This window comes from Streptomyces sp. NPDC017529, from assembly GCF_044329785.1.
GTDB lineage: Bacteria > Actinomycetota > Actinomycetes > Streptomycetales > Streptomycetaceae > Streptomyces.
In genome coordinates this window covers 1-20,781 of the sequence record NZ_JBIRJY010000013.1, presented here as the reverse complement: position 1 = coordinate 20,781, position 20,781 = coordinate 1, and the positions used below count along the sequence as shown (strand labels likewise).

General features: G+C 69.7%; 23 protein-coding genes and 3 pseudogenes. 15 read left to right on the top strand and 11 right to left on the bottom strand.

Annotated features, from left to right (window positions below):
• The first annotated feature begins 188 nt into the window (after nt 1-188).
• The gene (locus ACH4K4_RS28065; RefSeq protein ID WP_398171097.1) at nt 189-347 is read left to right on the top strand and encodes a hypothetical protein; all 159 of its coding nucleotides are present in this window, start codon (nt 189-191) and stop codon (nt 345-347) included.
• Entirely contained in the window at nt 347-727 is a 381-nt protein-coding gene (locus ACH4K4_RS28060) for a DUF6415 family natural product biosynthesis protein (RefSeq protein WP_398171096.1), read from the top strand. Before ACH4K4_RS28065 ends, ACH4K4_RS28060 begins: the two co-directional genes overlap by 1 nt.
• Before the next feature lie 153 nt (nt 728-880).
• On the opposite strand, the gene ACH4K4_RS28055 is transcribed toward ACH4K4_RS28060, so the two are convergent.
• The 3 genes from ACH4K4_RS28055 to ACH4K4_RS28045 all read right to left on the bottom strand — a co-directional run bounded on the left by ACH4K4_RS28055 (nt 881) and on the right by ACH4K4_RS28045 (nt 2,290).
• Nucleotides 881-1,069 (bottom strand): hypothetical protein, encoded by a 189-nt coding sequence (locus tag ACH4K4_RS28055; RefSeq protein ID WP_398171094.1) that lies wholly within the window; start codon nt 1,067-1,069, stop codon nt 881-883.
• Entirely contained in the window at nt 1,056-1,184 is a 129-nt protein-coding gene (locus ACH4K4_RS28050) for a hypothetical protein (protein WP_398171092.1), read from the bottom strand. The genes ACH4K4_RS28055 and ACH4K4_RS28050 overlap by 14 nt, the downstream gene beginning before the upstream one ends.
• Before the next feature lie 815 nt (nt 1,185-1,999).
• On the bottom strand, nt 2,000-2,290 hold the full coding sequence (locus tag ACH4K4_RS28045) for a hypothetical protein (protein WP_398171091.1): 291 nt from the start codon (nt 2,288-2,290) through the stop codon (nt 2,000-2,002).
• 336 nt (nt 2,291-2,626) lie between these two features.
• On the opposite strand from ACH4K4_RS28045, the gene ACH4K4_RS28040 reads away from it, so the two are divergent.
• Both ACH4K4_RS28040 and ACH4K4_RS28035 read left to right on the top strand, forming a co-directional pair.
• Nucleotides 2,627-2,896 (top strand): hypothetical protein, encoded by a 270-nt coding sequence (locus ACH4K4_RS28040; RefSeq protein WP_398171090.1) that lies wholly within the window; start codon nt 2,627-2,629, stop codon nt 2,894-2,896.
• Nucleotides 2,897-2,942: 46 nt separating this feature from the next.
• Nucleotides 2,943-3,158 carry a hypothetical protein gene (locus ACH4K4_RS28035; RefSeq protein WP_398171089.1) on the top strand — a complete coding sequence of 72 codons (216 nt, stop codon included), beginning with the start codon at nt 2,943-2,945 and terminating at the stop codon, nt 3,156-3,158.
• 288 nt (nt 3,159-3,446) lie between these two features.
• Here ACH4K4_RS28035 and ACH4K4_RS28030 read toward each other — a convergent pair whose 3' ends face one another.
• Together ACH4K4_RS28030 and ACH4K4_RS28025 are read right to left on the bottom strand one after the other, a co-directional pair.
• Nucleotides 3,447-3,884 carry a flagellin gene (locus ACH4K4_RS28030; RefSeq protein ID WP_398171088.1) on the bottom strand — a complete coding sequence of 146 codons (438 nt, stop codon included), beginning with the start codon at nt 3,882-3,884 and terminating at the stop codon, nt 3,447-3,449.
• Nucleotides 3,885-4,916: 1,032 nt separating this feature from the next.
• The gene (locus tag ACH4K4_RS28025) at nt 4,917-5,822 is read right to left on the bottom strand and encodes a LysR family transcriptional regulator (RefSeq protein WP_398171319.1); all 906 of its coding nucleotides are present in this window, start codon (nt 5,820-5,822) and stop codon (nt 4,917-4,919) included.
• 144 nt (nt 5,823-5,966) lie between these two features.
• On the opposite strand from ACH4K4_RS28025, the gene ACH4K4_RS28020 reads away from it, so the two are divergent.
• Nucleotides 5,967-6,734 carry an alpha/beta fold hydrolase gene (locus ACH4K4_RS28020; RefSeq protein WP_398171086.1) on the top strand — a complete coding sequence of 256 codons (768 nt, stop codon included), beginning with the start codon at nt 5,967-5,969 and terminating at the stop codon, nt 6,732-6,734.
• 286 nt (nt 6,735-7,020) lie between these two features.
• Here ACH4K4_RS28020 and ACH4K4_RS28015 read toward each other — a convergent pair whose 3' ends face one another.
• A complete protein-coding gene (locus ACH4K4_RS28015) occupies nt 7,021-7,356 on the bottom strand; it encodes a helix-turn-helix domain-containing protein (protein WP_398171085.1) in 336 nt (111 codons plus the stop codon).
• A gap of 737 nt (nt 7,357-8,093) precedes the next feature.
• Between ACH4K4_RS28015 and ACH4K4_RS28010 the strand changes: the two genes are divergently transcribed.
• Nucleotides 8,094-8,249 carry a hypothetical protein gene (locus ACH4K4_RS28010; protein ID WP_398171083.1) on the top strand — a complete coding sequence of 52 codons (156 nt, stop codon included), beginning with the start codon at nt 8,094-8,096 and terminating at the stop codon, nt 8,247-8,249.
• A gap of 161 nt (nt 8,250-8,410) precedes the next feature.
• On the opposite strand, the gene ACH4K4_RS28005 is transcribed toward ACH4K4_RS28010, so the two are convergent.
• Both ACH4K4_RS28005 and ACH4K4_RS28000 read right to left on the bottom strand, forming a co-directional pair.
• The gene (locus ACH4K4_RS28005; RefSeq protein ID WP_398171081.1) at nt 8,411-9,286 is read right to left on the bottom strand and encodes a hypothetical protein; all 876 of its coding nucleotides are present in this window, start codon (nt 9,284-9,286) and stop codon (nt 8,411-8,413) included.
• A gap of 80 nt (nt 9,287-9,366) precedes the next feature.
• On the bottom strand, nt 9,367-9,777 hold the full coding sequence (locus ACH4K4_RS28000) for a peptidase inhibitor family I36 protein (protein ID WP_398171080.1): 411 nt from the start codon (nt 9,775-9,777) through the stop codon (nt 9,367-9,369).
• 242 nt (nt 9,778-10,019) lie between these two features.
• Between ACH4K4_RS28000 and ACH4K4_RS27995 the strand changes: the two genes are divergently transcribed.
• The 3 genes from ACH4K4_RS27995 to ACH4K4_RS27985 all read left to right on the top strand — a co-directional run bounded on the left by ACH4K4_RS27995 (nt 10,020) and on the right by ACH4K4_RS27985 (nt 14,608).
• Nucleotides 10,020-13,667 carry a hypothetical protein gene (locus tag ACH4K4_RS27995; RefSeq protein ID WP_398171078.1) on the top strand — a complete coding sequence of 1,216 codons (3,648 nt, stop codon included), beginning with the start codon at nt 10,020-10,022 and terminating at the stop codon, nt 13,665-13,667.
• A 481-nt stretch (nt 13,668-14,148) separates the two neighbouring features.
• Nucleotides 14,149-14,331, top strand: coding sequence for a hypothetical protein (locus ACH4K4_RS27990; RefSeq protein ID WP_398171077.1), 183 nt, complete (start codon nt 14,149-14,151; stop codon nt 14,329-14,331).
• Between the two features lie 7 nt (nt 14,332-14,338).
• A complete protein-coding gene (locus ACH4K4_RS27985) occupies nt 14,339-14,608 on the top strand; it encodes a lamin tail domain-containing protein (protein WP_398171076.1) in 270 nt (89 codons plus the stop codon).
• A 688-nt stretch (nt 14,609-15,296) separates the two neighbouring features.
• Here ACH4K4_RS27985 and ACH4K4_RS27980 read toward each other — a convergent pair.
• A pseudogene (locus tag ACH4K4_RS27980) lies at nt 15,297-15,617 on the bottom strand (transposase); the annotation flags it as partial.
• 89 nt (nt 15,618-15,706) lie between these two features.
• Nucleotides 15,707-16,645, bottom strand: coding sequence for a GlxA family transcriptional regulator (locus tag ACH4K4_RS27975; protein WP_398171075.1), 939 nt, complete (start codon nt 16,643-16,645; stop codon nt 15,707-15,709).
• A 199-nt stretch (nt 16,646-16,844) separates the two neighbouring features.
• Here ACH4K4_RS27975 and ACH4K4_RS27970 point away from each other — a divergent pair, with 199 nt between their 5' ends.
• The 5 genes from ACH4K4_RS27970 to ACH4K4_RS27950 all read left to right on the top strand — a co-directional run bounded on the left by ACH4K4_RS27970 (nt 16,845) and on the right by ACH4K4_RS27950 (nt 19,089).
• Complete coding sequence (locus tag ACH4K4_RS27970; RefSeq protein ID WP_398171074.1) at nt 16,845-17,534, top strand: DJ-1/PfpI family protein; 690 nt, start codon at nt 16,845-16,847, stop codon at nt 17,532-17,534.
• A gap of 64 nt (nt 17,535-17,598) precedes the next feature.
• Nucleotides 17,599-17,916 carry a hypothetical protein gene (locus ACH4K4_RS27965; RefSeq protein ID WP_398171072.1) on the top strand — a complete coding sequence of 106 codons (318 nt, stop codon included), beginning with the start codon at nt 17,599-17,601 and terminating at the stop codon, nt 17,914-17,916.
• The gene (locus tag ACH4K4_RS27960; protein WP_398171070.1) at nt 17,913-18,389 is read left to right on the top strand and encodes a DUF2269 family protein; all 477 of its coding nucleotides are present in this window, start codon (nt 17,913-17,915) and stop codon (nt 18,387-18,389) included. The genes ACH4K4_RS27965 and ACH4K4_RS27960 overlap by 4 nt, the downstream gene beginning before the upstream one ends.
• A gap of 2 nt (nt 18,390-18,391) precedes the next feature.
• Nucleotides 18,392-18,688 carry a DUF3817 domain-containing protein gene (locus ACH4K4_RS27955; RefSeq protein ID WP_398171317.1) on the top strand — a complete coding sequence of 99 codons (297 nt, stop codon included), beginning with the start codon at nt 18,392-18,394 and terminating at the stop codon, nt 18,686-18,688.
• Nucleotides 18,685-19,089 (top strand): DUF6010 family protein, encoded by a 405-nt coding sequence (locus ACH4K4_RS27950; protein WP_398171069.1) that lies wholly within the window; start codon nt 18,685-18,687, stop codon nt 19,087-19,089. Before ACH4K4_RS27955 ends, ACH4K4_RS27950 begins: the two co-directional genes overlap by 4 nt.
• A 106-nt stretch (nt 19,090-19,195) precedes the next feature.
• Here the strand turns inward: ACH4K4_RS27950 and ACH4K4_RS27945 are convergent.
• Nucleotides 19,196-19,354, bottom strand: a pseudogene (locus tag ACH4K4_RS27945) (transposase); the annotation flags it as partial.
• A gap of 245 nt (nt 19,355-19,599) precedes the next feature.
• On the opposite strand from ACH4K4_RS27945, the pseudogene ACH4K4_RS27940 reads away from it, so the two are divergent.
• Nucleotides 19,600-20,690, top strand: a pseudogene (locus ACH4K4_RS27940) (IS630 family transposase).
• Nucleotides 20,691-20,781 lie beyond the last annotated feature (91 nt).

The window sequence follows — 20,781 nt, the reverse complement described above, 5'->3', positions numbered from 1 at the left end:
CACCCGTGTCCAGGAACTTTGGACGCCGCAGCCCGCGACCCGCTTCGCCGGGGTTGACAGCGTGGTACCGCGCGCCCGCCCCCTTCAATCACCGGGCGCAGAACACCCCGAGAGGCACGCCATGCCCACCGCGCACCACCACGAGCCGCCCGCCGGCGTCCCGCCCGTCCGCACCCCAGGCGGTGCGGATGACCAGTGACTGTCCCGGCTGCCGCACGCTGAGCAACGAGGCCCAGCAGCCCGGCGCCAACCCCGCCGACATCCTCGTACGCGTCATCCTGCACGAACAGACAGACCACCCGGCGCCCCCGGCCCAGGCGGCCTCCGACACCACCGCGAGGCCCTGATGACCAGCCACCACACGGCCTTGTACGACCCCGCGAACCTGATCCGGGCGCACGTCCCCCTCGACCGCGCCCGCTACGAGTCCCTGGTCGCCGCCGTGCTCGCCTGGCCCGACGAACCCGCCCTGCACGAACGCGACTACGTCCAGATCGCACTCCAGTTCACCGGGCACGCCCGCGCGGTGGCCGCCGACGTCCGGCAGCACGCCGCCCGCCTCCCGAAGGGCAGCGGTCGGCGGGCGCTGGCCGAAGTCGTCCTCGGCGAAGCCGACCGGCGCCTGACCCCGCCGCTGCAAGGCACCATGAGCTGCGCCCGCAGCCGCGCCCGCATGGTCCGCGCCCTCTACGAACGCCTGGGCCGCCTCACCGACCGCGCCCGCTGAAAGCAGCGAACCTGTTGCGGGACACCAGGTCAAGAGGGGTCGGGGGTATTGGTCCCAACAGGGTTCAGCGGTGCGCGCCGACCGGGAAGACGGAGGTTTCCGGTCGGCGCACACCGCACATCTGCGCGGCGGCCGACCGGGGCGCTGCGGTGCTCACTCCGGTGCTCCGTAGCGGGGCTGGCACAGGCAGGCCGGGCACAGGGGCACCCGTCCCAGCACGCGCACCGGCTCGGTGTCCGGGTGCACGGAGCAGAACGGATCGGTGGTCACCGGCAGGCGCCGTACCGGGGGCCGCAGCAGGTACGCCTCGGCCCAGCGCCGCCCCGACTCATCTCGCTCCACCGTCGTCACCGTTCGCCTCGTCGTCGCCGGCGTCGTCCTGGGGCTCGGCGACGGTCTCGGCATCCAGCAGCGGATAGCCGTTGACCTCCTTGGGTACACCCGGTCCTTGGGCCACCACCGTCCCCTTCCCGCGCGGCGACCCAGCCAGCGTCCGGCCCTCGGCCAGGGGCGTCAAGGACCGGTGGCCCCCGCACCCGACATGGATGCGCCCGCCCCACAAGACAGGCCGTCCGCGCCCAATTGCCCCCGTTGGACCCAACGGGCCCAACGGGAGGCACGGGACGGCACGGTCCGCCCCGCCGGCGGCACGGCTGCGCGCCGGGCGGCACACTGATGCGGTGACCACAGCACCGACTCAGCCACCCCGTACGCCCCTCAGGCGCGGCGTCAGCTCCCTCATCCCCCGAGGCCCACAAGTTCAGGGAAACTGAAGGGCCTTCGTCGGGAACCCGAGGCTACTGGCTCCCGTTGTGGGCTTTCGCCCGGCGGGTTGGTTGAACAGGTCTGAGCTTGTCTCTGTCAGGGAACTCAGGTGCCTGGCCCTGGGTACCTGTGAGCGCGCTTTCGGTCCCGGGGCTGCAACGCAATGGGTTGTCCGCAGGGGCATATGGGGGCCTGCTGGGTGTGGGCCCGTTCTGCGGCCGGGCCCGCACGGCACAGTGGTGCGGGATGCCCCGGGCAACGAGGAGCGGAGACGGCCGTGACGACCTTCGCGGACGACACAACGGGAGAGGCGCTCGCTGAAAGCCTGGTGCAGGAGGTGAGCGCCGAACCGACGCGGGCAGCTACTCGCCGGCTCGGCGGGGAGCGAAAGGCGAGAGCTGAGCCGAAAGATCGGCAGCCTGCCATCGCACGGCCGCTGTCCGCGAACCGCGGACAGCGGTGGCTTCCACTGTCTCCCGGGTGCCTGCGGGTACGTCGGGCGCGCTGTTACCTGGGATCCCAGACAAACAGCATGTAGTAGCCGAAAACTCCGGACCCGCCGTTCACCGGATCGCACTTGTAGCCGTAGGGAGCCTTTTTGCCCTGATTTTCACAGTCGGACTTGTAGTAGTAGTCGCGGACGTAGACCCAGTGCCCCGCTGCCGGGATGGAAGCAGAACTCGCGGAGGAGGCACCGGGCGTCTGAGGTTCGGCTGCGATCGCGCTGTTGCCTGCGAGAAGCGTCGCAAACGCAACCACAGGCACCACAGTCGCGCCCGTAATTCGGCGAATAGACATGCCAGTCTCTCTTTCATCCGCTCCCGAGGAGACCGCCACTGAGGCGGAAGGGGAGCGCTCGTCCTCACCTCCAGTGGACCGTGGGCGGCGGTGTCCCGCTCGGTGCAGTAGCCCGTGCGGGTCAGAACTTGGTTGTGAGCCAGACACGCCAAGAGGCGGCCGGGCGGCAGTCAGCCTCCCGGAGGCTGACGCTGGTCTTCAACGCCTCTCGGGACCGTCGTTCGGGCTGGTCGCGGTAGGTCGAGCGTGTCGTCTGGGTTTCACTCTGCGGAGTCGCGTCTTCCGTTTGGGGGGCGTTACCCGGACGTAGTGCTCATCGGATCAAAGGAGAGCGTGATGAACCGCATGGTCCGCAGGGCAGTGGCTGTGGCGACGCTGAGCCTGGCGGCCGTGGCCGGTGCGGCCGGCGCCGCGCAGGCCGGTGCCAGCGACAACCACCACGAGGCCAACCCCACCATCGACTGCCGCAGCAGCTACGGGGCCGCCGCCGTGCTGTCGCCGACGTACAACGTCGACCCTCAGGACGACACCCGCCAGTGCGGCGCCGTGGGACAGGCCCACCACCCGTCCCTGACCGCGATGCTCGGCCTGGCCAACCTCACCTGACCCCAGCTCCGGCCCCCACCAGCAGCAACCCGTGGAAAGGCATCTCATGCACCAGCTCGAAACCTCCCCCGAAGTCGGCACCGACCGCCACACCAGCGGCGGCACGTGGCTCCCACGAGTTGGCGTCATCGGCGCCACCGCACTCGCCGCGTGCCTCACCGCGGCTCCTGCTCAGGCGATCCCCGGTGACGACGTCGTCAAGGAGACCGGCAGGCAGGCTACAGCTGCCGTACAGCAGGCTTTGAATACGGTGCGCGGCTGACCACGCATTGAAGCCAACGGCACCCCTGTGGGTCCGGGCCCGTGAGGATAGGGGACTGTAGCCGGGTTAAAACGCCCGAAATGTTGCGTCATTCGGAGCCTCGGCCTCCGTCAAGGTGCGGCTGCAGTCCTCACGGAGCACGACCGGCGGGGCGCCTTTCCCGCCTACGACGGCCAACTGCCCGCCGTGCAGCGCCGGGCACGGTTTCGGCACGGCCTCCCCCCGCGGCACCGGGCCCGGGAGGGGGACGAGAGCCGCGGGACGGCGTCTGGCGCACACGGCGGCCGATCAGCGGCGGCTCTCGGCAGCGGCCCGGTACCCACCGCTGTGACCTGCTGGGGCAGGCGGCGGTGGTGTGTGGCCAGGGCCGGGCGGCAGCCGCCCGCCCGGCCCGGTCTGCGACCAGCACGGCACCGGCCCGTACACCACGACGTGGCGCAGTACTCGTCCTCCGCCGCCCAGGCAGCTGCCGCCGGCGCCTTCTGACATGTCGCGGAGGAGCTCCAGAACCTTCTGGGGCTCCTTGCTGACCGCATCGAGCACCGCATTACCGCCCTCCACGAGGAGGGTTGTCTGGATGAAGTGCGCGGTGTCGACCGCCTCGTCGGCGTCCAGGATGCGGCCGTGCTCGGTGCTCAGGTTCGACATCGTGGCGTGGAGGGTGTCCAACTCGGACTGGGACCGGTGCTGTGCGGAGCCGAGCTCCCCGTACACCTCACGAACCACCGGCTGAGCACCTCGCCAGCTCTTCACGCTGCTCCGTGCTCGGAGCCAACATCTTTACGGGACAGCTCATAACTAAGGGACGTCCCGTTCATCGGGTGCTGGGTGAGATGGCTGGCATGTGACCACTGCCCCGGGGGCCGCCGAACCACCACTGCGCGGCCAGGCTGCGTGTCCCTACCCGCCGCGGAGGCTGCCGACCGGGTCGGCCAAGTCCTCACCGAGCGGCGGTTCACCGACGGATCCATACGCAAAACCACCCTCGCCCAGCAAATGGTCCTCGCCGCAGGCATCGGCGCATGGCCCCCGCCCGTCAATGCCCGCGACACCCTGGGAGAGCACTCTGGAGGAGACGGCCGGCGGTACGGTCCGATGTACAGCAGTCCGGCCAGCGGCCAGGCGCGTTCGGCGAGCTGGCCGCGAAACCGGTGCACGGGGGTGTCGGCCTCGGTGAGCCAGTCGGCGGTGACCAGCAGTCCGGCGTACTCGGGGATCTGGTCGGGGTGCAGGGTGCTGAAGGCGGCGGTCTGGGCCAGGTCCAGGCCGTCGTCCTCGGTGGGTTCGAGGCGGCCGTCGGGGCGGGTGTGGGCGGCGGTGTATTCCAGTACGGTGCGGGCGTGCGCGGCCTGCTCGGCGCGCTGGGCCTCGCGGCGCAGGGAGAGGTCGCCGCTGACGTCGGCCCACAGCGTGAAGGCGCGGGCCTTGCGGTCGTGGAGCTCGGCCAGAAGGGCGAGGTCGGGCTCGGCGCGCTGCTGTTAGGAACGGAAGGCGTCCCCGAGCTCGATGAGCTCGGTCCGCAGGGCCTCGGACTCCAGGTCGTGCGGCACGGTCCGCTGCGCAATCTTCCCCACCGCTTGGTACGCGATGCGGCGGCGCGGGGCCGGGGGGCCGACGCCGACGTGGTGGCGGCCGGGGAAGACGCAGCCTCGGCCGCGGGGGAGAGGCTGCGGTCGGGGAACACCGCGCTCACCCCCTCGCCTGCCGTTGTGCCAGCGGGTTCCTGTGCAGGTCATGCCCCTTTGACACGCCGTTCGCCTACGGACGTCCCGGTTGGTCAGCCCGCTCCAGTTCGTGGCAGGCGTCCAGTAGCGCGGTCAGCCGGCGGGACGGAGGACCCGGGCGTACGGCCAGGCAGGTCCGTACGGCCGGGGCGGGCCCGGCGAACGGCCGGAAGGCGACGCGGGGGGCCGGCTGGATCTGCGCCTGGGACGCGTAGTAGACCGTCCAGCTCGGCCTGCCGGAGGCGATGGCGGCCAGAGTGTCCTGGTCGGTGGTGAAAGCAGGGCCCATGACAGGTTCGAATCCAGCTGTCCTGCAGGCGCCGACGACGGTGTCGACCAGGTGCGGGTTGGCTCCTCGGGATGCGATACGCAGGGGGAGGCTGGCCAGCTCGGCCAGGGTGACTTCCCGCTGGGCTGCCAGTGGGTGCCGTGCGGGCAGCGCGGCGACCAGGACATCGGGCCACAGGGGGAGCAGCTCCAACTCCGGGCTGTGATCGATGCCCCGGGTGAGAGCGGCGTCCAGTTCTCCGGTGCGCACCTGCTGGAGTCGAGTCTCCAGAGGCACGCTGACCAGCTCGACCATGAGCTGGTCAGCCCGCTCGGCCAGTACGCCCAGCAAGGCGTCCAGGCGGTCGCCGAGCCCGACGCTGGTGCCGAGCCGCAAGGTCGATTCCTGTTCGGTGCGCAGGAAGTCCATCGCCTCGGTCGCCGCGTACTCAGCCTGCAGGATGGCGTGGGCGTGCGGCAGGAAGGCCCGGCCCGCCGCGGTCAGTGACACGGTACGGGTGGTGCGGTCGAACAGCTCCAGCCCGAGCTCGCGCTCCAGTCGCCGGACCTGCTGGCTGACGGCCGGCTGCACGATGTGCAGCCGCTCTGCGGCGCGCCCGAAGTGCAGCTCCTCGGCCACGCTCACGAAGTAACGCACCTGGCGCAGTTCCACGAGCATCTCGCATTCATCACGATCTGTGATCAGTCTAGGAGCGGATCACCCCTTGGTCGTCACCGGCCCCTTCGCTGCAATTGCTACGTCAGCGCAGCTCAGTACGGGCGGTTCCGGCCGGCCTGTCGGAGGAAGGACGAGAAGATGACCTACGCGACGGTCAACGGCATCCGGCTCTACTACGAGGAGCACGGCACCGGCCGGCCCCTGGTGTTCCTGCACGGCTGGGGCACCAGTGGTCGGGTGTGGGACAGCCAGGCAGCCGACCTGATGACCGACCACCGCGTGATCACCGTCGACTGGCGGGGCTGCGGCCGCTCCGACCGGCCCGCCACCGGCTACACCATCGCCGAGGTCACTCACGACATCCTGGACTTCATCGACGCCCTGGCACTGGACAACCCCGTGCTGATCGGATCATCGATCGCGGGGGCGTTCGCCATCGAGGCCGCCCTGGCCGCTCCGGACAACATCGGCGCCGTCATCCCCGTCAATGCCGGCATGCACCACTTCTCAGGGAGGAGGGAGGCGATGGACCAGCTGCTGGCGGACCTGCGCGCAGACCGGGCGGGCACGCTCGCCGACTTCATCCCGCAGTGGTATCGCCCCGGCGTCAGCGCCGCGATGACTGACTGGACGGTCCGCCAGGTCCTGGAAGCGACCTTCCGCATCGACCAACTCGTCGCCGACCAGGCCGCCTACGACCCGCGCGGCCGCCTGGGCCAGGTGCGTGTACCCACCACGTTCCTGCACGGCGAACTGGACACCGAAGTCCCGCTCGCCATCCCTCGGGAGTGCGTGGACCTGATCCCCAACGCCCGGCTGACCATCATCGAAGGCGCCGGCCACATGCCCCAGCAGGACCAAGCCGAGCGCTTCACCCAGGCTCTTCGCGAGGCCCTGCGCCAGTGAGCCCGCCCCCCGGCACGCCGGTCTCGATCTCCTGCGCCCTGCCGGACAGTTCATCACCGCTGTACAGACCGGTTCTCTGGTTGACGTGTGCGACCGCAGCCTTGCGCCCGGCCGCCGCGCCCTCGGGAAAGCGCTGGTTGGGGCAGGCCGGGCGGAAGCAGGAGAGCCGCACCGCACCGGCGCAAGGACGGCCGTAGGGGGCCAGGCGCACGGTCCATGCCCGTGCCGCGACGCGCTCTTCGTGCCGGGTGCCGGCCTCTGCCGCCATGTGCGTACTCCCCGTCGGTTACTTGATCCAATCTCCTATGGCGGGGTGGGGGAGCCAGCGCGCCGGTGCTGGTAGCGCAGGGCCGAGGGGAGGGTGTGGTCGGCGCGCGGCGTGGCGCGGTGGGTCCGGGCGTCTTCCCAGATTTTGCGAAGGACCGCTGGGTCGGCCGCAGGCGCGGGCCAGGCGGGCGGTGGCGTCCCAGGAGGGGAAGCGCTCGCCGCTCATGATGCGGGAGAGGTAGCTGGGGGACAGGCGGGTGACATCGCCCAGGCTGCGCAGGCTCGGTCGGAAGGCGCGCTGGAGCTTGCTCAGAACGGGGGCGAGCTGGCCCGGTGGCCCGGTCGGTTCCGGCACTGGGGGCGGTTCGGAGGTGGGGTGGTCCGCCGATGGCCCGATGCTGCCGGTCCCTGTGGCCGGGCGCTCGTCGGAAGGCGCCGGCGGGGCGGGTGCGCGGGGTGCGGGCGGGGGCGGTCGCAGCCCTCACCGTACTTGTGCCGGGCGGTGTCCTTGTTCAGGTTCAGCACGGTGCCGATGCTGGCCCAGTCGGCGCCGCGACGGCGGGTTCGCCGGACGGCGGCCGGCAGCATCTTCTCTGCCAGGAGCTGGATCTGCACCAGGGTCTGCAGGAGGTCGTCGGTGCCGCAGGACGTCGCCAACTGCTGGCGCAGGCAGATCGTTTTTCTTCAAGTGTTTCTGCCTGCCCGGCGAGTTTCTCGTCCAGCTCGGCGGTATCGACCTCGGCCTGGCTCTGCTGGCGTTTGCGGTATGCCGCCTGGCGGCACTGGGTGCCGCAGTATTTTCCAGGCCGCCCCGTGGACTGCTCTTTCAGCAGATGCCCGCAGTTTTCACAGGTTGCTGGGGAAAATAACCCGGCATCGCGCCATGTCCTTGTCTGAGTCGTGGCTCCACGGGCGACGAAAGGGGGTTTCGTCGCCCGCGAAGCGTGACGGATTGCGGAGATGCTCGTCCGTTCCGTAGGGAACACAGGTGCGAAGTAGGCACCGGAGGCCATCACGGGCCCTGGATCCGCCGCCGGAGAAGCGCACCCGCTGGCGCGTCGACGTGACGCGGGGCGGGCGGCGTCTGGTGCATTGCCTGGACTGTTCGAAGGCGGCAGCCTGGCCACCGACGCGGACGCCCTGCGGCTCTTGGCGCGGGGCTCCGAGGTGGCCACCACGTGCGCGATCTGCCGGCCGGAGGCGGTGCTGCGTACGCTGCCTCCGCCCGCGGACACGGACGCGCCCTGAGAAGTGGACAGTGTGGTGCGCACCTGCGTGGAAGCGGACGTACCCGGCGTGGTGGCCTTCCCGGTCAGGGTGGAGGATGAGCGATGGGGTCCGCTGGCGAGGGAGGCGTTCTCAGGCTCCGCTGCGTCCGCGCGGTGGTCAGGGCGGCCGGGCCACCGCCCCTATGTGGTGTTGAGGACCGCGCGGGCGTTTACCAGCCAGCGTGTGAATCCCGTCTTCAACGCCTCCAGAGCTGCGGCGTGTCGAACGAGTGCGGCTCGTTGCATACGGGTTTCCGCAGCGGCCCAGGTGGAGACGAGGTGGTTCTCCTGCTTGCAGCGCACATCGGCCTCGGCCACCTCGATCTCGCGGGCGGTGACCCGTGGGGATTTGTTCCACCCGGGGGCGTCGGAGGCCTGCGCGGGGGAGGCGTAATGCCATCCCGCGCGCCCCATGCAGGCGCTCCACGCCCGGATGGCCCGGACGACGCCGGCGTCGCGCTGTGACTTGTCGAAGAGGCGCAGGTTGAGGTCGTTGAACAGGGATTCGGCGGATTCCGGTATGGGCTGTTGCAGGCGGGCGTGCGCTTTCTTCCAGCAGCCGCCCACACCGTCGGTGCCGTAAGCGGCTCGCCGTTCCCGGGGGCCGAGCGCCGCGTCTCGCGCCTTCTCGTCGGCCTGGCGCTGTGCCAAGGCGGGAGGGTCGGACGGCGGGTGGTATCCGTAGCGGCGGGCAACCTCGGGTTCGATGACCCCGTAACGGCGGCGGTTCGGCGGGTCCGCGTTCTCGCCGGAGACGCGGGGGAGCGTCTTCCAGGCCAGCCCCTGGGCGCGCATGCAGGGGCCCATGAGCACGTCCTCGGCAGAGGAGATGGTGAGCAGGTCGGCGTCGGACTGGGCGTAGGAGTCGAAGGGCAGGATGAGATTCCTGGCTTCCGCGCTGGCGGCGGGGCCCGCCGTCGTTCGGGGAGCGGGAGGCTGCGGCTGTGTTCCCGCGCAGCCGGTGGCCGCGAGAAGGAGCAGCAGGGCGACGGCCCTCGGGCGGACGGAGACGGTCACGGCGGCCTCTTCTCGTGGGAAGGCGGTACGGGTGGTGCCGACGGCTCGGTCGGCACCACCCGCGCTCCTTGCTTGCTCGCCTACTTGACGCTGCTCGCGGCGTCGTTGCCCACATTGGTGGACCGCAGGGTGAAGAGCTGGTGGTCCGGGAGGATCTTCGTGCTCGGCCCGTGGTAGCCGGCGTCCTTGTACAGCCTCCACGCCTTGGTGGAGCGGTTCTTCACCGAGCTGACGCGGTCGTTGAGGCTCTTGCCGTTGTTAAAGTGATTGTTCTTGAAGTTCGGGTCCTTCTGCGTGATTTTCTTCTTTCCGCCCCTGTAGTGGCTGTTCTGGTACAGCCACAGAGCCCCCCTGGCCAGATCACCGGAGTCGGACTGCGTCTGGCGAGTCTGGGTGGCGCCCTCGGAACTGTTGGCGACTGCGGGAACGACCGCCCCAGCTGTCAGCGTGACGATACCGATGCCCAGCGCGGCTATACGGCCCATGCGCATGATGATCTCCCTTCGATAATGGTGTAGCTGCGGTGTGTTCGGCACTTCTGCGCAGGCCCGGGCCGCTCTCGTGGGCAGTGCCGGTCCAGGCCGTGCCCTAGTGATCTCAGCGGCCGGATGGTTGTCTCGCACCCCCTGTTCGTGCTGGTAGACAACGCAACGGTGGTCCGGTTGGGGGACCGGAGTTGGCCCGCGGGCGTCTTGTGGCGCTGTGGCGGCCGTGCTGAGGTGGACGGTCTCACGTGAACGGGGAGGGCTGGACTGCAGTGGGGCGACGTGAAAAGCCGATCGATCCGGGTGCGGGGCCGGTGCAGCGGTTCGCCTTCGCATTGCGCAAGCTGCGGGAAGAGGCCGGCAGCCCGACCTACCGAGCGATGGCCCCAAAGGCGGGATATTCGACCGCTGCGCTGTCCCGCGCGGCGGCGGGCGAGATACTGCCGTCACTGCCGCTGACGCTGGCCTATGTGCAGGCTTGCGGCGGAAACCCGCAAGAATGGGAGCAGCGGTGGCAGACCGCGCGTGATGAAGAGGCCCATCGGCCCCGTGACCCGGACGAGGAGCTGACGGACCCTCCCTACCGTGGCCTGGCCCGCTTCGAACCCTGTGACCATTCCCGGTTTTTCGGCCGGACCCGCCTCACCGACAACCTCATGTCCCTGGTCCGAACGTGTCGGTGTGTCGTGGTGCTCGGCCCCTCGGGCAGTGGAAAGTCTTCCCTTTTGCGCGCCGGGCTCATCCCCCGGTTGCAGAGCGCTCAGGAGCCGGCGCTGCGTGCGGCGGCGATCCGTATCCTGACCCCCGGTCCCCGGCCGGTGCACGAACACCGCAAGCTGTTCACTCCGGCCCCTGGAGCGGGAGACACATGGCTGGTGGTAGACCAATTCGAGGAGATTTTCACTCTCTGTAACGACCCGGGGGCGCGACGGGAATTCATCGACCTGCTGTTGTCGGCCCGGAACGCCCTCAGCCGCCTGCGCGTAGTGGTGGGAGTCCGGGCCGACTTCTACGCTCGCTGCCTCGAGTACGAGGGCCTGGTGGAAACCCTCGCAACGGCGAGCCTGCCGGTCGGCTCGATGACGGCGGACGAACTGCGGGAGGTGATCGTCAAACCCGCGGCCACCGCAGGACTGATAGTGGAGCGTGCATTGACGGCCCGGCTCCTCAAGGAGACGAGCGAGGAGCCGGGGGCTCTGCCACTCTTGTCGCACACGCTGCTGGAGACCTGGCGCAGGCGCCGCGGTCGCGCCCTGACGCTGGAGGGTTACCAGGCCGCCGGCGGCATTCACGGCGCCATCGCCCGCACCGCCGAGGACCTCTACACCCGCCTCACGCCCCCACAGGCCGCAGCAGCCCGTCGCATCCTGCTGCGAATGATCACCCCGGGAGAGGGCGCACAGGACACCCGGCGTCCCCTGGCCCACAGCGAGACACGGACCGGGCGTCCGGCGGATCGCGCTGTCGCCCTGGAAGCCTTGGCCCGCTCCCGCCTGATCACCGTCGACGACGAGAACGTCGACATCGCCCACGAGGCCTTGATCACGTCCTGGCCCCGGCTCAGCAGGTGGATCGAAGAAGACCGCGAGCGCTTGGTCGCTCACCGCAAACTGACCGAAGCGGCCCAAGCCTGGGACCAGCTTCAGCGTGATCCCGGCGCGCTCTACCGCGGCACGCGGCTTTCCGCTGCCAAAGACCTCTTCGCCTCGCCGCGGCACCGCGCCCACCTCACGGCGTTGGAGGACGCCTTCCTCCAGGCCAGCCTCGTCGCTGCACAGCGCCAGACCCGTCGTACCCGCCGGCTCATCGCGGCGCTCAGCATCCTGCTGGTCCTGGCGCTTGCCGCGACAACCTCCGCCGTGCAGAAGGCCTTTGACGCCGACACCCAGCGCCGTCTCGCGGTCTCCCGTGAGCTGGCCGCCCGCGCCGAGGCGATGACCGGCCAGCACCCAGAGGCCGCCATGCTTCTTGCCCTGCGGGGGTACCGGAAGGCGCCTACCGTCGAGGCCCGCAGCAGCCTGCTCAGTTCCTACGCCGGGTACTATGCGAACCAACTCACCGGCCACACCGACGTAGTGGACGGTGTGGCGTTCTCTCCCGACGGCCGCACGCTGGCCACCGCCAGCTACGATCACAGCGTCAAGATGTGGGACACCCGTTCCCACCGCCTCATCGCGACGCTCACCGGCCATACCGACTCGGTCAACGACCTGGCGTTCTCTCCCGACGGGCGGGTCCTGGCGACCGCCGGCAACGATCGAAGCATCAAACTCTGGGACACCCGTACCTACCGGACCACCGCCACCCTCACCGGCCACACCAACATGGTCGAAGGGGTGGCGTTTTCCCCCGACGGCCGTACGCTGGCCAGCGCCAGCAGCGACCGCACCACCCGCCTGTGGAACGTAACCTCGCACCGGATGACCGCCACCCTCACCGGCCAGGACGAGGCGGTGATGCGGGTGGCGTTCTCTCCCGACGGCCGCACGCTGGCCACCGCGGGCGGTGAGCGCACCACCCGCCTGTGGGACGTGGCCTCGCACCGGATGACCGCCACTCTCGCCGGCCGGAACGAGGCGGTGATGCGGGTGGCGTTCTCTCCCGACGGGCACACGCTGGCCACCGCGAGCAGCGACCGCGGCGTCACACTTTGGGACACCCGTTCCCACCGGCAGACTGCTGCCCTCACCGGCCACACACAGATGGTGCAGGATGTGGCGTTCTCGCCGGACGGACGCGTGCTGGCCACCGCGAGCAGCGACCGCTCCGCTCGCCTCTGGGACCTGCGCACGCACCGGCCACTGGCCGCCTTCACCGGAAACGGCGCTGTCCACGGGGTCGCGTTCTCCCCCGACGGACGGGTTCTGGCCACCGCCGGCCAAGACCACACCGTGCATCTGTGGAACACCGCCTCTCACCGGAAGATCACCGTCCTGGCCGGCCGTTCGGGCATTGCCACCTCCACCGCGTTCGCGGACGGCAGCGGCGCCCAGGCCGCCTTCGATTACCTCCATGGCGTGGCGTGGTGGACTCTCAAAGCACCGGGACCGGCCATGCCCCGCATTCATTCCACCCCCTTGGTAGGGGCCACGACGGCCGATGGCCGCATCCTGGCCACCGCCGACAAGGACGGCACCGTACGCCTGTGGAACATGCTCGCCGGACGGCAGACCACCACCCTGCGCGGGCCTCCCGGCGTCATCCGCTCGATGGCCTTCAGCGGCGACAACCGGACACTGATCACCTGCGGAGCCGACGGGACCATACGCCGGTGGGACGTCGCCACCAGCCGCGCCACCGCCACGTTGACCGGAGCCCCCGGCACGACCACCGCGGTCGCCGTCAGCCCTGACGGCCGTACGGTAGCCACAGCCGGAATCGGCGGCACCACCCGCCTGTGGGCAGTGGACTCCCACCGCATGTCCGCCATCCTGAAAAGCCACAGCTACGCCATCGCCGCACTGGCCTTCAGCCCTGACGGCCGCACCCTGGCCACCGCCGGCACCGACAGCACCACCCGCCTGTGGGACACCGCCTCACACCGACGACTGGCCACCCTCACCGGCCACACCAACGCCCTGTCGGCGCTGGCCTTCAGCCCCGACGGCCGTACCCTGGCCACCGCCGGCACGGACCACACCGCCCGCCTTTGGGATCTGCGCTCCCGCCGGACGACCGCCGTACTCACCGGCCACACCGACGCGGTGCTGAAGGTGATGTTCTCGCCCGACGGCCGTACCGTGGCCACCCGCGGCCAGAACGGCACTGCACGCCTGTGGAGCACGGACATCGACGATGTCGCCACCCGCATCTGCGGCCTCAGCAGGGCCAACCACTGGCCCCGGCTCCTTGCGGATCCGACGGTCAAGGAACTCTGCCCACAGCGTGCGTCCTGAATCAGAGCACTCCCTTGCGAAACACTTCCGGGTCGAACGCGCGCGAGTCACCAGAGTGTGGCTGTTCTTGTGTCCGTACCTCGCAGATCAGGAAGCAGCACAGCCGGACGGCTGGACCTCGAAAGTCAGACCGGCACCAGCTCGCCGACGTGCGGGGTGATCCCCAGGCCGACGCCCCGCGAGGCACAGCTGCGCTGCGCATGGGGCCTGGGCATGGGGTACGCCGAGGAAGCGTTGGCGTGCGAGGACGCCCTCCGGAGGCTGTTCACCAGACGTGCCCGCACGGGTCGCGGGCACGCTCGGCGCTCACCCCGCCCGGCTCAGTCCTGTCCTGTCTTCTGCCCGGACTCCATACGAAGGCGGATATCGCCACGTCGCCCCGTGGAACCGGACAGCGTAGGTAAAGGCCACTTGGTTGAACGCGGCGAGCCCGGTGAAGGTAGCTCCGTCGAATATGGCTGCCTGTTCGCGGGAGGTCTACGTGAACCGCTTCGCATCACGTCTCGCCGCCACCGTCCTGGGCTCGGCGGCCCTGGCCGCCACCGTGGCGCTGCCGGCGTCGGCCATCGTCCACCACACCCCGGCCAAGCACCGCTCGCCGATCGTGATCGGCGCGGTGCAGGCCAACAGCCCGGACGGGACACCCGCGCCAACCGGAGCCTGAACGGGGAGTGAGTCACCGTGCAGACACCGGCCGGCACCCGGTCAACCTCAAGGGCTGGTCCCTGACCGGCGAGCGCAGCCACCAGACCTACCGCTTCAGCCCCTTGCGTCTGGGCGGCCACCAGACGGTACGGGTGCACACCGGCCGGGGCCACGACAACCTCCAGCACGTCTTCCAGAACCGTCGCGATCACATATGGGACAACAAGCGCGATGTCGCCACCCTGCGCGACCAGCACCGCCACACCATCGACACCGAACACTGGGGACGCCGCTGACCTGATCGCCGGTGACGGCAGCGGGATAACGCTGACGAACGGCCAGTGCGCCACCTCCCGACGGGGCGGTGGCGCACTCCCACGACACGGCCCGGACCGGGCGCCGACCAGGGGTGTCCTACGAAGCGCAGGGGCGCTGGGGCTGGCGGCCGGGCCGTGCGGGCAGGCCGCGCTGCGGCTGTGCGGCGTCCAGGGTCAGAGGTGTGCAGGGGTATGACGAGGCGGCGGCGCACTGGGGCGACGGCCCCCTGGTGAAGGTGAAGCTGCCGGACGGGCAGACGGTCCGGACGGTCGTCACCCGTCGCCGCCGCGACCGCTTGGGCACCTGGTGGGTACACCTACCAGCTCACGCTGCCCGACTGGGTGGACACCGCGCATGGCCCGATCCAGCAGCCGCACATCGTCGAGCTCAGCGCTCCGCATCCGATCGTGCAGCCCATCGGGGGCGAGGGCTACGCCGTCCTGGATCCGCCATCCCCGGAGCAGCGCACCCGCTGGCGCGTCGACATGACGCGGGACGGACGCCGCCTGGTGCACCGCCTGGACTGCGCCGCCGGATCGGAGGGCGGCAGCCTGGCCACCGTCGCGGACGCCCTCCGGCTCTTGGCCCAGGGACCGGAGGTGGCCACCACGTGCGCGATCTACCATCCGGAGGCGGTGCTGCGTGCGCTGTCGGCGTCTTTGGGCGGGCACGCACCGCCGTGGAGTCCACGGACACCTCCCAGTCGGCCCGGCCGGCGGCGTCCTCGGCGGCCTGCACCTTCGACAGCAACATCCGCCAGGTTCCATCCGCCGACCAGCGACGATGGCGCTTGTAGACCGCCTCCCACGGCCCGAACCGCTCCGGAAGATCCCGCCACTGCACCCCCGTACGGACCGTACGGACCCGGTACAGCACCCCGTTGATCACTCGGCGATGATCGCTCCACCGGCCCCCACGCGTACCACCACGAGGTAAGAACGACTCCAGCCGGTCCCACTCCGCATTCGTCAGATCCCCACGCCCCATATAGCCAGCCTGGCCCCAACAACCCACTCGCGTCAGGAGATCCGGGAAACAGCGCCTAATCGGATCGGGGGCGGCTGCGAGTTGCCGGTTCAGCTGAACGTGCGTCGGTAGGTCTGCGGGCTGACGCCGGTGGTGCGTTTGAAGCGGTCACGGAAGGTAGTGGGTGAGCCGAAGCCAACCTGGTGGCCGATGCGCTCCACGGAGTGTTCCGTGGTTTCCAGCAGGTGCTGTGCCTGGCGGACGCGGGCTCGATGGAGCCACTGGAGCGGGGTGGTGCCGGTCTGCTCGCGGAAGCGTCGGATCAGGGTTCGGGTGCTGGTCCCGGCCCGCTCGGCGATGTCGGCGAGGGTGAGGTCGCGGGCCAGGTTTTCCCGTAGCCAGGCGAGCAGCACCTCAAACTCGGAGCCCTGGGGTGCGGGGGCGTGGTCGTGGACGATGAACTGCGCCTGTCCGCCCTCCCGTTCGAGAGGCATCACCGACAGGCGGGCGGCGTCGGCAGCGACAGCCGAGCCGTAGTCACGGCGGATCATGTGCAGGCACAGGTCCATACCCGCGGCAGCGCCGGCCGAGGTGAGGAATTGGTCGTTGTCGACGTAGAGGACGTCTGGGTCGACGTCGATGTCCGGGTGGGTGGCGGCCAAAAGCCCGGCCGCACGCCAGTGGGTCGTGACGCGCAGCCCGTCGAGGAGCCCGGTGGCAGCCAGGGGGAAGGTGCCTGCGCAGATGGAGGCGATCCGCGTGCCGTCGGCAGCGGCCGACCGCAGTGCGTCGCGCACGGCGGGAGGGAGTGATGCAGTGGGATCGGTGACACCCGGCACGATGATCGTGTCCGCGTCCTGGAGGCCCTCCAGGCCCCAGGGGGCGCGCAGGGTGAAGGCTCCGGCGTCGATCTCGTCGTGCTCGGCGCACACCCGGACCTGATAGCCGGGCCGCCCGTCGGGCAGGCGGGTCCGGGAGAAGACCTCGATCGGAGTGGACAGATCGAACGGGATCACCTGGTCCAACGCGAGAACAGCAACGGTGTGCATGGCCAGAACGTACCTTCCCATCGGCTTGACGGACCTGGACCGATACTCGGGCAGCTCTATGTCATTGCAGCCCTGAGCCTTCTGGAAGCTCTTGGCATTATCCCGTTGAAATCCGTCACTAGTGCCACTGGGCGATCACGACGCCAGCCGGTTGACTTCGGGGCGTCCGATGGAAATCGCCCCCGCCGAAGGAATATGCATGCACACCCAGGTCGTCCTGTTCGATGGCTTCGACCCGCTCGATGCCATCGCCCCCTACGAGGTGCTGTACGCCGGCGGCTCGGCGTCGGACGGCGCGGTGACCGTCGAGCTGGTCTCCGCGGAGGGCCCTCGGGAGGTGATCAGCGGCACCGGAGGACTGGCACTGCGCGCCACTGGCGTCCTCGACCTGGAGCGCGCGGACATGCTTCTGGTGCCCGGCGCTTCCGGCCGCGTAGGTGAACCCGGCGAGGTCCCGGGAGAAGAGGCGGGTGCCGGCGAGTGGAAGCAGGACGAGTTCATCCCGGTGCTGCTGGGCCGCACGCTGACCACCGAGCTCCCTGCGCTCCTCAAGCAGGCCATGGACGCCCCGGACGTCACGGTCGCCACCGTCTGCGGCGGCTCGCTTGTCCTGGCCATGGCAGGTCTGCTGGAGGGACGCCACGCCACCACCCATCACCTGGGCCTCGACATGCTGGACGCCACCGGCGCCCACGCGGTCCGCGCCCGCATCGTGGACGACGGCGATCTGATCACCGGCGCGGGCGTCACCTCCGGGCTCGATCTGGGCCTGTATCTGCTGGAGCGCGAGATCGGCCCCCGCGTCGCGCACGCCGTCGAAGAGCTCTTCTGCCACGAGCGGCGCGGCACCGTCTGGCGCGCCCAGGGCCCGACGCCTACCCCCCTCTGAGCACTCGGCCCTTCGCAGGTCAGTCGCTCACCATCCCCCTTGCACAGTCAGGAAGAACACCGGCATGTCCGTCGAAGGCACCTGGAACCTGTCCGTCTCCACTCCCATCGGCAAGATCAAGGCCGTGGTCGAACTCCGTGAGCAGGCCGGCACCCTGACCGGCGTCGCCCGCGGAGCCGGCGAGGAAATACCACTCGGCGACATCATCCTCGACGGCGACCGGCTCACCTGGAAGCAGGCCATCACCAAGCCCATGCGGCTGAACCTGGCGTTCGACGTGACGGTCGACGGCGACACCCTCCAGGGCACCTCCAAGGCTGGCCGCCTTCCGTCTTCGAAGGTCACCGGCGAGCGTCAGACCGCCCCGGAGTACCAGGCGTGACCAAGCTCCTTCGGTCCTTGCATGTCCTGGCCGCCATCGTCGCCGTCGGCCCGGTCACGGTCGCCGCGAGCATGTTTCCTGCGACTCTGCGCCGCGCCCTCGGCACCTCCGGCGACGGCGGCGCCCGTACGACCCTGCGGACACTGCACCGCAGCTGCCGGGTCTACGCGGGCATCGGCATCGCCGTTCCCCTCTTCGGCTTCACCACGGCCGGCAGTCTCGGCGTCCTCGGCGACACCTGGCTGATCACCTCGATCCTGCTGACGGCGGCGGCCGCCGCCGTCCTGGCCCTGCTGGTCCTGCCCGCGCAGGACCGTGCTCTGGCCGAGACAACGAGTTCCGCCTCGCCGTTGCCAGCGCCAACCCCTTTGGCACCGGGCCGTCTCGCCATGCTCACCGGCATCTTCAACTTGCTTTGGGCCACAGTCACCGTACTGATGATCATCCGTCCTGGCTCCACCACGGGGGTGTGACCATGTACCTCCGGTCTCCGCGCCACCTGCGCATCGCGGCTCACGCCGAGCTGATCTCCCTGATCGTGATGCTGGCCAACGTGTTCACCGTCCACCTCAAGCCCATTTCGTCCTTGATGGGCCCCACCCATGGCTGCGCCTACCTGTTCGTCGTGATCGCGACCTGGCGCCTCAAGCAGGCCCCGGCCGCCGCCAAGGTCCTGGCCATCGTTCCGGGCATCGGCGGACTGCTCGCGCTGCGACAGCTCGACCGCATCGATACGGCCCGCGCCCAGCCGGAAGAAGTCATACCCTCATGAACCTTGTGTCACCAGTGATCGTCGGCATCATCTACTGCCTGCTGATGTCCCTGATCAAAGAACCGCACCGACGCCGCTTCAACGCGATCATGGTGGGCGGAGCCGGCGCCGCATATTTGAGCGGAGGCGGATTTGGCCCATGGGAGCTCCCGTTCGTCGCGCTCATGGCCTACGTCGCCTACCGCGGCCTGGAGTCCTGGGCGTTCATCGGCATCGGCTGGCTGCTCCACACCGCATGGGACATGGCCCACCACCTTAAGGGCAATCCGATCCTGCCGTTCTCCCACGACGTATCCCTGGCATGCGCCATCTGCGATCCGGTCATCGCCCTGTGGTGTTTCCGCGGAGGACCTTCCCTGATCGCGCTCGTCCGCCGCTGGTTGGGTCCAGCCCGACAGTAGACCATGCGCACGATCACGCCTCTGCCCTCCTGACCGGACTGCACCGGCACCTGACGGTCGATGAGGTCGCAGTAGGCGCGGGTGCAGACGCACGCCCGGGTGTGATGCCGTTATCGACCAGATAGCGAATACCGTCAACGATCTCGCGGCGAGGATGTTTCTCGGGCCGGCCCCGGCCGATCTCGCAGGCGGCCGGCGAGAGCAGGGCCTGAAGCAAGGCCCGTTCGGCATCGGTGGTGTCGGAAGGGTAGCGGCGCCGGCGCATCGGTGGGGGGCGGGATCTTGGCCGCGGCCAGGTGCCGACATGTCTGTGGCCCTGCGTCGGCTGTTCGAGTCGTATCGGCGGGCCGGGGTGTTGCGGGTGGAGCGGCGCGGGATTGTTCCTGCGGTGCTGCGGTGCTGCGGCCGGGGGGCCGACAGGGGGACGGTGATGCGGCGGCCGGGTGGTCGGCGTGGAGTACGCCTGGCACCTGCTAGTGACCTGAGTCGGAGATTCGTCGTTGGTTGGGTATGAGTCGTCCGGGTCCGAAGATTGCGCCGTTGTCGGTCACTGATGCCCAGCGGGCTGTGCTGGAGGGGTGGGTGCGTCGGCGTACGACGGCTCAGGCGCTGGCCCTGCGGTCGCGGATCGTGCTGGAGTGTGCCGAGGGGCACTCGATCATGGAGGTCTCGCGCCGGTTGCGGATCGCCCCGGACACGGTCCGCACCTGGCGACGGCGCTTCCTCGACCGCGGTCTGGACGGCCTGTGCGATGAGCCGAGGCCGGGTGTCCCGCGCAAAATCACCGATGCGGATGTCGAGCGGGTCATCGTCAAGACGCTGGAGGAGAGGCCGAAGAACGCCACCCACTGGTCGACCCGGTCGATGGCGGCGGCCACGGGCATACGCAGTCGGCGATCTCGCGGATCTGGCGGGCGTTCGCCCTGGCTCCGCACCGGTCGCAGACGTTCAAGCTGTCCACGGACCCGCTGTTTATCGACAAAGTCCGTGACGTCGTGGGCCTCTATCTCGATCCGCCGGAGAAGGCCCTGGTCCTGTGCGTGGACGAGAAGGCGCAGATCCAGGCCCTGGACCGGTCCCAGCCGGTGCTGCCGATGATGCCCGGGGTGCCCGAGCGGCGCAGCCATGACTATGTGCGGGCCGGCACCACGACGCTGTTCGCCGCCCTGGAGGTGGCAAGCGGGAAGGTCTTCGGCTCGCTGCACCGCAGACACCGGGCCGTGGAGTTCAAGAAGTTCCTGGCCAGGCTGGACAAGGAGGTTCCGGCCGGTCTCGGCGTGCATCTGATCCTCGACAACTACGCGACGCACAAGACGCCTGCGGTCAAGACGTGGCTGCTGGCGCACCCGCGCTTTCGCCTGCACTTCACGCCCACCAGCGCGTCCTGGCTCAACCTGGTCGAGCGGTGGTTCGCCGAACTGACCCAGAAGAAACTCCGGCGCGGCGTCCACCGCTCCGTCCAGGCCCTCGAACGCGACATCCGGGCCTGGCTCGCCGACTGGAACGAACACCCCAGGCCCTTCGCCTGGACGAAGACCGCCGACGAGATCCTCGACAAAGTCGTCGCTTACTGCCACCGAATCTCTGACTCAGATCACTAAAGGTTGTCCCGTAACCAGTGGTGCGGTTGGCGCGTTGGTTGGGCATGGGTGGGGTGATCTCGGCAGATGATCCGAAGTGGATCGAGCCGTT